Source organism: Massilia sp. Root133 (genome assembly GCF_001426525.1).
In the GTDB taxonomy this organism is placed as follows: Bacteria; Pseudomonadota; Gammaproteobacteria; order Burkholderiales; family Burkholderiaceae_D; genus Telluria; species Telluria orientalis.
Genome location: NZ_LMEW01000010.1, coordinates 46,614 through 58,008, shown reverse-complemented (window position 1 = coordinate 58,008; position 11,395 = coordinate 46,614). Strand labels below are relative to the sequence as shown.

Here is an 11,395-nt window from a genome sequence, read left to right as displayed (position 1 = left end):
GACATCACCTCCGGCGGCGGCACAGGCAGGCGCGGTCGTGATCGTCGACCATGCCGATGCCCTGCATGTAGGCATACACGATGGTCGAGCCGACGAACTTGAAGCCGCGCTTGGCCAGGTCTTTCGAGATGCGGTCGGACAGTTCCGTGCGCGCCGGGCGGCTGCCGTCGGGCCAGTCGTTGACGATGGGCTTGCCGTCCACGAAGGCCCACAGGTAGTCGCTCAACGTCGATCCCTGTTCGCGCAGGCGCAGGTAAGCTTGCGCATTGTTGATGGCGGCCGCGACCTTCAGGCGGTTGCGCACGATGCCGGGATTCGCCAGCAGTTCCGCGACCTTGGCATCGTCGTAGCGGGCGATCTTGTCCGCGTCCCAGCCGTCGAAGGCGAGGCGGTAGTTGTCGCGTTTGTTCAGGATCGTTTCCCACGACAGTCCGGCCTGCGCGCCTTCGAGGTTCAGCATTTCGAACAGCGTCGTCTCGTCGTGGCAGGGTACGCCCCACTCATGGTCGTGATAAGCGATGTAGCGTGGGTTGGCCATGTTGGCCCAGGTGCAGCGGGTGTCGTTCATACATCAAGTATAAACCTGTGGCGCCGATTTTCATTGTCTGCAAACCAATTTGATTTACACTTGCGCCCATGAACCAACCGACGCAGTTAGGCAGATACCGGATCGTGCGCGTGCTCGGACGCGGCGCCATGGGCGAGGTCTACGAAGGCCTCGATCCGCGCCTGGACCGCAGCGTCGCGATCAAGGTCATCTCCACCGCCTGCGATGCCGATCCGGAGCTGCACGCGTCCTATTCGGCCCGCTTCATCCGCGAGGCGCAGGCCGTGGCGCGGCTGAACCATCCGCACATCGTCGGCCTGTACGATTTCGGCGAGGAAGACGGCGTCGCCTACATGGTGATGGAACTGGTGCGCGGCGAAGAGCTGGCGGCCTATTTCGACATGACCCAGGACTTCCACCTCGAGTTCACGCTCGAGGATGCCGTGCGCATGACGTGCGAGCTGCTCGACGCCCTCGGCTACGCGCACCGCAACGGCGTGATCCACCGCGACATCAAGCCGGCCAACGTGATGCTGAGCCACGACCTCTCGGTGAAACTGACGGACTTCGGCGTCGCCCACATGGCCGCGCTGAACGCGGCCGTACAGGATGCGGACGGCGCGGAGATGGTCGGCACGCCCAGCTTCATGGCGCCCGAACAGATCACGGGCCAGGCCGTCGGCCCGCAGTCGGACATCTTCGCCGTCGGGATCATCCTGTACCAGTTTCTCACCAACGAGCGGCCATTCCGCGGCGCCGGCATGTTCGCCGTGCAGCAGAAAATCCTGCACGACCACCCCGTGCCGCCGACCCTGCTGAATCCCCTGCTCGGCCCGGCCTTCGACCGCGTCGTGCTGCGCGCCCTCGCCAAGCGCCCGGAACATCGCTATCCCAGCGCCGAAGCGTTCCGCGACGATCTGCGCCGTGCGCTCGACGGCGACACGCTCGCCTCTTCCCCATGGCGGCCGCTCGATACGGTCACGCCGCGCTCCCCTGCCGACATCGTGCGCCATGTGCAGGAAGATGACGACGCGACCCGAATTGGCGACGTTGACGCGACGCGCCTCGCGCCCATGACGCGGCCATGAATGATTCCACGATCGTGGCGAACGGCGACTTCTTCCGCCACCTGCAGCAGCTCACGACGCGCATCCACGCCACGCGCAACGTCGACGAGATCATGCTCGACCTGTCCGAAGGCATCTGCACGCTGTTCGGCGCGGACCGCCTGACGATCTATACGGTCGGCGAGGACAAGGCGAGCCTCGTCTCCAAGATCAAGACGGGGATGGCGTCGTTCCGCCAGCTGCGCCTGCCGATCTCCGCGCAGAGCGTGGCCGGCTACGCCGCGCTGGCGCGCCGGCTGCTCAACCTGAACGACGTCTACGATGCCGCCGAACTGCAGCGCTACGCGGCCGACCTGCGCTTCCAGCAGGGCGTCGACCGGCGCACGGGCTACCGCACGACGCAGATGCTGGTCGTCCCGATCATGCACGACAGCGAAGTCATTGGCGTCCTCCAGCTGATCAACAACCTGCGCGGCGGTCCGTTCGACAGCACGATCGTCGAAGGCGCGCGCTACCTGTGCGACACGCTCGCCATTGCGTTCGCCCAGCGCCGGCAGGAAGCCAGGCGCGAACGCACGGGCTTCGTCGGCGCATTGGGATCGCGCGCGCTGGGACGCGAACAGGTCGAGCAGGCGGTGGAACAGGCGCGCGCCCAGGGCCGCGACGTCGAGGACGTGCTGCTCGACGACTTCAAGGTGAAACTGCCCGTCGTCGGGCGCGCCCTCGCGGACCATTTCGCCGTGCCCTATCTCGCCTTCCACCCCGGACGGCGCGTGCCGGCGGAACTCCTCGACGGCATGGACCGCGCGGCCGCCGAAGTGCGCCAGTGGCTGCCGGTGGAGCGCAACGAGCATGCGCTGTACGTCGTCTGCATCGACCCGGACAAAGTCAGGGCGGACAATGCCGTCGCCACGCTGTTTCCGCAATCCCGCCCCGTGTTCTGCGTGACGACGCGGCGCGATTTCGCGGCGCTGCTCGACCAGTACTTCGGCCCGGCCACGGCACCCGCGGCGTTGCCGCCCGAGCGTGCGGACAGGCTCGTCGACACCGTCGCGGCGCTCGTCGCGGGGAGCCACCGCGAGGGCCTGTCCGACCTGCGCATCGAGACGGCGCCGGGCGACAGGCCGGGCGAGATCCGCTTCACGGTCAGCGGCGTCCTGCGGCTGCCGTGAAAATCGCCAACCCTGCAGGGCAGCGTGCTAGCATGCCGCACCTGTATTGATATCCACCGCGTTCGATGAGCACCTGGAAGCAGCTAACCCCGAGCATCTACCACCGCCTCGCCTTCGGCTGCGCGTACGGACTGACCGACGTCGGTCTCGTGCGCCAGTCCAACGAAGACAACTTCCTCATCGATCCCGCGCTTCGCCTGGTGGCCGTCGCCGACGGCATGGGCGGCCACGACGGCGGCGAAATCGCAGCCTGCCTGGCCCTGGAAACCGTGCGCGACGCGCTCGCGGCCGCCGACCCGAAAAAATCCTCGCCCGGCGATGCGGCCGACCCGGACGCGACCTGGCAGGACGAGCACATGCCCGCCGTCGTGGCCGTGCACGAAGCCGTCGATGCCGCCAATGCGCGCGTGTACGGCGCGAATGTGCAAGGCGGCCGCGGCGAAGGCAGCGGCATGGGCACCACACTGACGGGGTTCTGGCAAAGCCTGCCGGGCGGCCCGCTCGTCATCTTCCACGTCGGCGACAGCCGCCTGTACCGCTACCGCGACGGCGAACTGGCCGTGCTCACGCGCGACCAGACGATGTACCAGCAGGCGCTGGAAGCGGGCGTCTCCGGCGACTTCCCGCCGCGTAACCTGCTGCTGCAGGCGATCGGCCCCACGGCCGCCATCACGCCCGACGTCAAGGCATGCACGCCCCATCCCGGCGACCTGTACCTGCTGTGCAGCGACGGCTTGTACGGCAACACGCCGCACGCCGCCATCGAGCGGGCGTTGGCCGGCGCGCATGCGCAAGCGCTGGAGCACTGCTGTGCCGAGCTGATCGCCCTCGCCAAGGCGCATGGCAGCCGCGACAACATCACGGCCGTGCTGGCGCTCGTCGAACGCTGACCGGCAAAGTGTCGTTATTTACACTATGCAAATAGAATTTCTCTAGAATAATGTAGATTTGATACGAGGAAAGATGATACTCTGTAGGAGATCTCCTACTATCACCCTCCCGAACCTCGTATGGACTACCGCAGCGCCTACATTCGCCGAAGCAGAAAGGGGTCGCGTCTGAAGCAGCGCCTGGCCGCTGTCGGCGTGCTGGGCGTGGTGGCGTGCGCCGCGCTGTACGCGTACGCGATGCACGAGTCCACGGCGCCGACGGTGTCCGCGCAGGCGCATGCGCCGGCTGCAGCCACGACGCCGGCGCCGGCCGTGCTGCGCATCGCGGCCCAGGTGGAGACGAAGAAGACGCGCCGCGTCTATCCGTATTCGATCGTGCCCGGCGGCGTCCTCGACCGCAAGGAACTCACGCATGCCGTCGCCGTGGACCAGGTCGTGGCGGCGCATTACGCGGCGTTCGAGGCAAGCAAGACCACCGTCAGGACCGTCGACAAGCCGCGCGCCGTGTACGTCTCGTACCGCAAGGGCGACAAGGTGTTCTGGACGGCGAAGCGACTCCAGCTGGCCAAAGGCGAAACGCTGCTGTCCGACGGCCAGAACGAGATCCGCACGCGCTGCGGCAACCGCATTTCCGACGTGCCCCAGTTGCCCGTCGAAGCCAAGGGCCCGAGCGAGGAAGAACTCGATTCGTCCGTCGAAGAGGCCCAGCAAGACGAAGGCACGATGGAACAGGTCGGCTACGCGGCCGAAACGAATCCCGCCGGCCACGGCTACCAGTTGCAGACCTTCGGTAACGGCGAGACGGCGCAGACCGGCGGCACGGGGCCCACGCGCACCAGCTTCGGCCCGAACGGCATCCAGGGTGCCGGCATGGGCCCGATCTGGGATGGCGGCACCTTGCCGGTATCGCTGGCCAAGGTGTCGAGCGACACTACGCCGACCGGTACCGACAGCGGCACGGGCAACGGCGGCATCCCGACCGACACGGGCGCCGGCGGTTCCGGCGGTGGCGGCGATCCGGGCAAGACGCCTGGCGGCACGACGGGTGGAACGACACCGGACGGAACGACGCCCAGCGGCGGCGACACGCAACCGAACACCGATCCGGGCACGAAAAACCCGACGATCCCCGGCACGCTGCTGCCGACGGATCAGCCTGGCCAACCCAACGATCCGGGCAAAAATCCAGGCAAAAGCCCGACCAAACCGCACGGCGACGTGCCGGAACCGGGCACGCTGTGGCTGGCCGGCGCCGGCGTGGCCGCGCTGCTGGCGGCCCGCCGCGCGAAGAAGCGCCCGCGCGACTGATCAGTCTTCGATCACGGCACGCCCAGCGCGCCGCAATTCTTCCAGGTGGTCGAGCATCTGCCGGATCACCTCCGGCGGGTGCCCCTGCCAATCCGCCACCTCCCCGACGATCCTGAGCGGCATCCGCGTGCGGTACGAGCGCGTGGGATTACCGGGAAAGCGTTTATTCGTCAGGTTGGGATCGTCCTCGAACGTCCCCGTGGGTTCCACGATATAGACATGCCCCCGCCCCTCGGCGCCGCCGAGCGCCGTCGCCAGTTCCGCACCCCAGATCGCGGCCTCCATGGAGGCGCTGAAATACACGTTGTTGGAGACGCGGCCTTCCTCGAAATTGGAGGCGTGGCCCGGGATTAACACGTCGCCCGGCTGGAAACGGATTCTGGTGCCGTGGTAGAAAGGGCCCGGGACGTTGTCGCAGGATGCGTGGGTAACGGGCGTCCATTCTTGATGATCCATACGGCCTCTTATTTCAACAACTTGATGTGTTTAACGAAAGGAATCCGCTCACCGTCGCCTGGTCCGGCAATACGGCCGGCATTCCGCTCGATCGCCACCTCGACCGTCACCCGCCTGCCGACCAGGTCCTTGCGCAAGCTGACGACGCCGACGAACAAGCCAGTGCGGCAAGCAACAACGGCAGGCTGTTTATCAGGCGATTCATGCATGAAACCGGTAATGTAATCCTTCATGATACTGAAAGGATGACGTCACTCCGACAGGTAGGGACCGGTAACGGGCAGGCCGAGCCGCAGGGCCGGATCGACTCCGGCGTCTAGCGTCGACAACAGGTTCTGGACGGCGACTTCGAGTCCGTCCTGGTTGCACCAGTATTCCGCAAGCGTCCCGACCACGTAATACGACGAGCAATTGAAACCGTCTTCGATATCGTTGTACCAGAGCGCCTTGCGACCGATGATCGCCACGACCCAGAATCCCCCGCCGGGATCGCCAAACGCCGCTTCGCGCCACTTCTCGGGGACGATCCGGATGGTCTCCCACAAGCGGAACACGCGAGGGCTCATCCGGCCCTCGGCCTCCATGATCTTGTCCCATAACTCGAGTTCCGTCATCGGCTTCCAGTCCGTCATGTTGTCCCTGCCGCGTCACACATTTGTATTGACGACAAGTTAGCACACCGGGATACTGGCCCCCCCCCGAACAGTCCCGCCAACCCGGGATGCCCTGCGCCGTGGGCAACGGCTGAGAACTTCCATGACGCTCGCACTCTACGGTCATCCCTTCTCGTCGTACACGCAAAAAGTGCTCGTCGCGCTGTATGAGAACGACACGCCTTTCGAGTTCCGCTGCCTCGGGCCGGACACGCCGCAGCACGCGGCGCAATGGCTGCAACGTTGGCCGCTGCGCAAATTCCCGCTCCTCGTCGACGGCGCGCGCAACGTCGTCGAGACGAGCATCATCATCGAATACCTGCACCTGACGCATCCGGGGCCCGTACGCCTGCTGCCCGACGATCCGCTCGCGGCGCTGGACGTGCGCTTCATGGACCGCTTCTTCGACCTGCACGTGATGAATATGGTCCAGCACGCGGTGAACGGCGCGCTGACGGGCGATGCGGCCAAACGCGCGGACGCCGTCGCGACGGCGACGGAAAAGCTGGAACTCGCCTACGAATGGCTCGAAGGCTACCTGGCCGGGCGCACCTGGGCGGCGGGCGACGCGTTCTCGCTCGCGGATTGCGCCGCGGCGCCCGCGCTGTTCTACGCGGACTGGACGCATGCGATCGGGCCGCACTACCCGACGCTGCGCGCCTACCGCGCGCGCCTGCTGGCGCGGCCGTCGTTTGCCCGCGCGGTGGACGAGGCGCGGTCTTACCGCCCGTTGTTCCCGCTGGGCGCACCCGACCGCGACTGAGCGCGACTGAACGCCGTCGTCAGTAATCCCAGAACACCGGCACGTAGCGGTATGCGTCGCCATCCGCCATCACCCGCCCGATGGACGGGAACGGCAGGTGCGCCGCGACCAGCAGCCCGCCATCAATCATCAGCTCACGGAACAGGCGGTCGCGCACCTTGGCCGCTTCTTCCGGATCGTGTTCGAAACCGTTCTGCCAGCCGGGATGCTCGAAGTTGACGGGGAAGACGGCGTCGCCGGCGAACATCAATCGCTTGCCGCCGGACGCCAGGTCGACCACGCAATGACCGGGCGTGTGGCCGCCGGTGCGGCGAGCCACCACGCCCGGCGCGACCTCGCGGCGCTCCTTGAAGACCAGCAGCCGGTCGCGGTATTCGGCCAGGAAGCGCGCGGCGGTCGAGCGCAGCACGGGCGGCACCGCTTCCGGCATGACCGTCAGCGAGAAATCGGGCGACGCCCAGAACTTCACTTCGGCGTCGGTCACGTGGATGCGCACGTCCGGACGCAGTCTTTCCTTTACGCCGGGCGCCAGCAGTCCGCCCACGTGATCCATGTGCATGTGGGTGATGACGATGTCCGTCACGGACGCGAGATCGATGCCGACGGCCTCCAGCCGCGCCGGGAACTGGCCGGCGCGCGGGAAGCCCGGGAACTGCGTGCCCACCCCGGCGTCGACGAGGATGGTCTGGTCGCCGCTGCGCACGACGAGCACGTTCAGCGGCCAGTCGAATTTATCGGGCGGCAGGAACATGTGATCGAGCCAGTCCGCCAGGTCGGCCGGATCGGCGTTCGTGGCCATCGTCGTGGCGGGCAGCGGCAGCACGCCGTCGCTGACCACCATCACGTCGATGTCGCCGACCTTCAGCGCGTAACGGGACGGTACCAGTTCTTCGGGGCCGTGGCTGGCGGGGCGCAATGGGGAATCTACGGTAAGCATCATGGTCTCCTGGAAGAGGCCCGGGGGTCGGGCATGGATGCATCGTAGAGACGAAGACCGCGGGCCAGAAGCCATGCGGGCGGGCGCACCGTGTTGCCCGCTACGCAACAGTCACGCGTGGCCGCGGCAGATCTCCGTGCAGAAATCGAGGAAGGCTTCCACGGCCGCCGGCGGCAGGCGCCGCGACGGCCGGATCGCGTACAGGGGAAATCGCTCGTCCGGCCAGTCCGGGAACAGGTCGACGAGGGCGCCGCCCGTGATCAGGGATTCGAAGCCCAGCGCCAGCATCTGCGCGACGCCCGCGCCGGCCACGCACGCGCGCACGAGGGCGTCGCCGTCCGTCAGCGTCAGCCGGCCACGCGTCTCGACGACGAGCACCTCCTTCCCGCGATGGAACTCCCAGTCGAACACGCGCCCGTCCTGCGGGTTGATGTACTGGAGGCACTCGTGTCCCGCCAGGTCCTGCGGGACCTTCGGCCGGCCGTGGCGTTTCAGGTAGGCGGGCGCCGCCACCGTCAGCACGCGTGTGTTCAGCAGCAGCCGCGACGACATGCTCGATGCCGGCTGCGGCCCGAAGCGCACGGCGACGTCGACGCCTTCCGCCACCAGGTCGGCCGCATCCGGCACCGGCAGCATCCTGATTTCCAGTTCCGGATGGCGCGCGAGGAATTCGGGCAGGCGGGGCGCCAGCACGTAGCGCACGAACAGCGGATTCAGGCTGACGCGCAGCACGCCGCGCACCTGTGCCGCCGCGCCCGCGACCGCGTCCGCCGCTTCCTCGATGCCCGACAGGTGCGGCGCCGCCAGTTCGTACAGGCGCGTGCCCTCGCCCGTCAGGCGCAGCGCGCGCGTCGTCCGCTCCAGCAGCCGCACGCCGATCTTCGCCTCCAGCCGCGCCACCGAGCGGCTCACGCCCGACGCCGACAACCCCAGCACCTCCGCCGCGCGCGTAAAACTGCCCGTCTCGACGACGGCCGCCAGCACGCTCATCTCCGCCAGCAATCTCCCATCCATGGCTCACCTTTGAATTTCGTCATAAATGATTTGCATGCCACCATCTTAATCAAAAATCGATGGCGCCCTATCTTGTCGTGGATGCCGCGCACCCCGCGCGGCCCGATCAAGGAGCCCGACATGACCCGCCCCATCCTCTTCAAACACGGCACCATCGTGACGATGGACGCCACCGTCCCCGACCTCGCGACCGGCGACGTGCTCGTCGACGGCGACCGCATCGCCGCCATCGCGCCCGCGCTGCCGGCCGGCGACGCCGAGATCATCGACGCCACCGGCTGCATCGTGCTGCCCGGCCTCGTCGACGCGCACCACCATGCGTGGCTGGGCGCCCTGCGCCGGCTGATGCCGGACGTGGATGACCTGTTCGCCTACATCGGCGTCGTCGCCGAGACGCTGGGCCGGCACTACCGCCCGCGCGACATGTACCTGTCCACGCACCTGACGGCCATCGCGTCGCTGGACGCCGGCATCACGACGATCGTCGACGCCTGCCACGGTTCGCGCAGCCCGGACCACACGGACGCCGCCCTCGACGCACTCGCCGCGAGCGGCATCCGCGCGCTGCACATGGTCGGTCCGGCGATGGACAAGGGCGCATCCTCCGCCCACCTGCCGGGCGACCTGGAACGCCTCGCGCGCACGTGGAACGGCGATAACAGCCTCGTACGCGTGGGCCTGTTCGGCCAGTTCAATCTCGAATGGTGGCGGGCCGCGCGCCGCCTCGACATGCGCATCCTGACGGAGTTCATCGGCGACCTCGCCACGCTCGGCCCCGAGTTTTCCGAACCCGGCATCCTCGGCCCGCACAACATCTTCAACCACTGCACGCGGCTGCCGGAAACGACGTGGCGCCGGCTCGCGGACGCCGGCGTCAACGTCACCGTGAATCCGCGCTCGGACGCGCTGTTCGGCTTCGACGACGACAGCTTCGCGTACCAGCGCGCGGTCGACCACGGCCTGGCGCCGGCGCTCGGCATCGACCTCGATACCGCCTTCGGCAGCGACATGTTCGGTGAGATGCACGCCCTGTTCCACCAGCAGCGCGCCGCCATGCGCAACCGCCGCTTCCGGGGCGAGCAGGACGTGCCGGCCCCGATCACGGTGCGCGCCGTGCTGGAAGCGGCGACGGTCAACGGCGCCCGCGCCGCCGGCCTGGAAGGCATCACCGGCACGCTGGCGCCGGGCAAGCAGGCCGACATCATCATGGTGCGCACGAACGGCGCCGCCGTGTTCCCGGTGACGCATGCCGTCGGCACGATCGTGCAGGCGGTCGAGCGGGCGGACGTGGACACGGTGATGGTCGCGGGCCGGCTGCGCAAGCGCAACGGCACGCTGCTCGGCGCCGACCTCGACCGCCTCGCCGCCGACGTCACGGCGTCGCGCGACCATCTGCTGGCCGCGGGAGGCATGCATGCCGGTCTCTGAAACGTTGCCGATGCCGTCGGCCTGCCGCGACCGTCCGGCGCCGGCCGTCATCGCCGCGCTGTTCTGCGGCTGCCTGGCCGTCGGCCTGCCGCTGCCCGTCGTGCCCCTGTTCATCCACGACAGTCTCGGCTTCGGCGGCGCCGTCGTCGGGCTGGCCATCGGCATCCAGTTCCTCGCGACGGTGGCCACGCGCGGCTACGCCGGCCGCGTCGCCGACGTGCACGGCGGCCGCCGCGCCGCGCTGCAGGGCGCGCTGTGGTGGGCGCTCGGCGGGCTGCTGTACCTCGTCGCGACCTTGCACGGGCTGTCCGCCGGCGCCAGCCTGGCCATCCTCATCCTGGGCCGCCTGGCCGCGGGGTTCGGCGAAAGCCAGTTCGTCACGGGGTGCGTGGCGTGGTCGATCGCGTCGGTCGGGCCGCAGCGCGCCGGCATGTCGATGTCGTGGACGGGGATCGCCATCTTCGCCGCGCTGGCCGTCGGCGCGCCGGCCGGCATGGCGCTGTTTACGCGCTCCGGTGCGGGCGCCACGATGCTGGCGTGCGTGCTGTCGCCGCTGCTGGGCGGCGCCATCGCACTCGCTGCGCAGCCGTACGCAATGGCGGCCGGGCCTAGGCTGCCGTTCCACCGCGTGCTGGGCCAGATCTGGCGCGAGGGCGCGGGCCTGATGCTGTCCGGTGCCGGCATCGCGGGTTTGACCGCATTCGCCTCGCTGTACTTCGCGCTGCGCGGCTGGGGTCACGCGGGGCTCGTGATGACCGCGTTCGGCATCGGCTTCATCGCCGTGCGCCTCGTCCTCGGCCACCTGCCGGACCGCATGGGCGGCTACCGCGTGGCCCTGTGGTCGCTCGCCGTGGAAGCCGCCGGCCAGGTCATGCTGTGGCAGGCGCCGACCGAGGCGGCGGCACTGGCGGGCGCCCTCGTCACGGGCCTCGGCTGCGCGCTCGTGTTCCCGGCCCTCGGCGTGGAAGCGCTGAAGCGCGTGCCGCCCGCCAACCGCGGCAGCGCGATGGGCGCCTTCGTCGCCTTCCTCGACATCGCCTACGGCCTTGCCGGCCCGGCCGCCGGCATCGTGGCGGGCCGCTTCGGCTACGGCGCGGTCTACCTGCTCGGCGCCGGCTGCGCGCTGGCCGGCGCCCTCCTCGTGCGGCGCCTGGCGTGAG

13 protein-coding genes are annotated in these 11,395 nt (G+C 68.5%); 7 read left to right on the top strand and 6 right to left on the bottom strand.

The features are described 5' to 3' along the window. Positions 1–4 precede the first annotated feature (4 nt). The gene (locus ASD28_RS09920; protein ID WP_056126780.1) at positions 5–568 is read right to left on the bottom strand and encodes a DNA-3-methyladenine glycosylase I; all 564 of its coding nucleotides are present in this window, start codon (positions 566–568) and stop codon (positions 5–7) included. A gap of 68 nt (positions 569–636) precedes the next feature. Between ASD28_RS09920 and ASD28_RS09915 the strand changes: the two genes are divergently transcribed. The 4 genes from ASD28_RS09915 (at position 637) to ASD28_RS09900 (ending at position 4,984) form a co-directional block, all read left to right on the top strand. Continuing rightward, positions 637–1,635: a serine/threonine-protein kinase gene (locus tag ASD28_RS09915; RefSeq protein WP_082577573.1), complete on the top strand. Its 999-nt coding sequence runs from the start codon at positions 637–639 to the stop codon at positions 1,633–1,635. Next, positions 1,632–2,786: a GAF domain-containing protein gene (locus ASD28_RS09910; protein WP_056126778.1), complete on the top strand. Its 1,155-nt coding sequence runs from the start codon at positions 1,632–1,634 to the stop codon at positions 2,784–2,786. Before ASD28_RS09915 ends, ASD28_RS09910 begins: the two co-directional genes overlap by 4 nt. Before the next feature lie 65 nt (positions 2,787–2,851). Continuing rightward, complete coding sequence (locus tag ASD28_RS09905) at positions 2,852–3,676, top strand: PP2C family serine/threonine-protein phosphatase (protein WP_056126777.1); 825 nt, start codon at positions 2,852–2,854, stop codon at positions 3,674–3,676. A gap of 120 nt (positions 3,677–3,796) precedes the next feature. After that, positions 3,797–4,984, top strand: coding sequence for a PEP-CTERM sorting domain-containing protein (locus ASD28_RS09900; RefSeq protein WP_056126776.1), 1,188 nt, complete (start codon positions 3,797–3,799; stop codon positions 4,982–4,984). On the opposite strand, the gene arr is transcribed toward ASD28_RS09900, so the two are convergent. From arr to ASD28_RS09885, 3 genes are read right to left on the bottom strand one after another with little or no spacing between them, the layout of a single operon-like run. After that, positions 4,985–5,440, bottom strand: a complete 456-nt coding sequence (gene arr, locus ASD28_RS09895; RefSeq protein WP_056126775.1) for an NAD(+)--rifampin ADP-ribosyltransferase — start codon at positions 5,438–5,440, stop codon at positions 4,985–4,987. An 8-nt stretch (positions 5,441–5,448) separates the two neighbouring features. After that, complete coding sequence (locus tag ASD28_RS09890; RefSeq protein WP_056126774.1) at positions 5,449–5,673, bottom strand: hypothetical protein; 225 nt, start codon at positions 5,671–5,673, stop codon at positions 5,449–5,451. Positions 5,674–5,691: 18 nt separating this feature from the next. Continuing rightward, positions 5,692–6,072, bottom strand: a complete 381-nt coding sequence (locus ASD28_RS09885) for a hypothetical protein (RefSeq protein ID WP_200949003.1) — start codon at positions 6,070–6,072, stop codon at positions 5,692–5,694. Positions 6,073–6,196: 124 nt separating this feature from the next. Here ASD28_RS09885 and ASD28_RS09880 point away from each other — a divergent pair, with 124 nt between their 5' ends. Beyond that, positions 6,197–6,856, top strand: a complete 660-nt coding sequence (locus ASD28_RS09880; protein WP_056126773.1) for a glutathione S-transferase family protein — start codon at positions 6,197–6,199, stop codon at positions 6,854–6,856. Between the two features lie 19 nt (positions 6,857–6,875). On the opposite strand, the gene ASD28_RS09875 is transcribed toward ASD28_RS09880, so the two are convergent. Both ASD28_RS09875 and ASD28_RS09870 read right to left on the bottom strand, forming a co-directional pair. Beyond that, positions 6,876–7,793, bottom strand: a complete 918-nt coding sequence (locus tag ASD28_RS09875) for an MBL fold metallo-hydrolase (RefSeq protein ID WP_056126772.1) — start codon at positions 7,791–7,793, stop codon at positions 6,876–6,878. Positions 7,794–7,904: 111 nt separating this feature from the next. Beyond that, positions 7,905–8,807: a LysR family transcriptional regulator gene (locus ASD28_RS09870; protein ID WP_056126771.1), complete on the bottom strand. Its 903-nt coding sequence runs from the start codon at positions 8,805–8,807 to the stop codon at positions 7,905–7,907. A 120-nt stretch (positions 8,808–8,927) separates the two neighbouring features. Between ASD28_RS09870 and ASD28_RS09865 the strand changes: the two genes are divergently transcribed. Both ASD28_RS09865 and ASD28_RS09860 read left to right on the top strand, forming a co-directional pair. Then, positions 8,928–10,235, top strand: a complete 1,308-nt coding sequence (locus ASD28_RS09865) for an amidohydrolase family protein (protein ID WP_156403946.1) — start codon at positions 8,928–8,930, stop codon at positions 10,233–10,235. Next, complete coding sequence (locus ASD28_RS09860; RefSeq protein WP_082577572.1) at positions 10,222–11,394, top strand: arabinose transporter; 1,173 nt, start codon at positions 10,222–10,224, stop codon at positions 11,392–11,394. The genes ASD28_RS09865 and ASD28_RS09860 overlap by 14 nt, the downstream gene beginning before the upstream one ends. Position 11,395 lies beyond the last annotated feature (1 nt).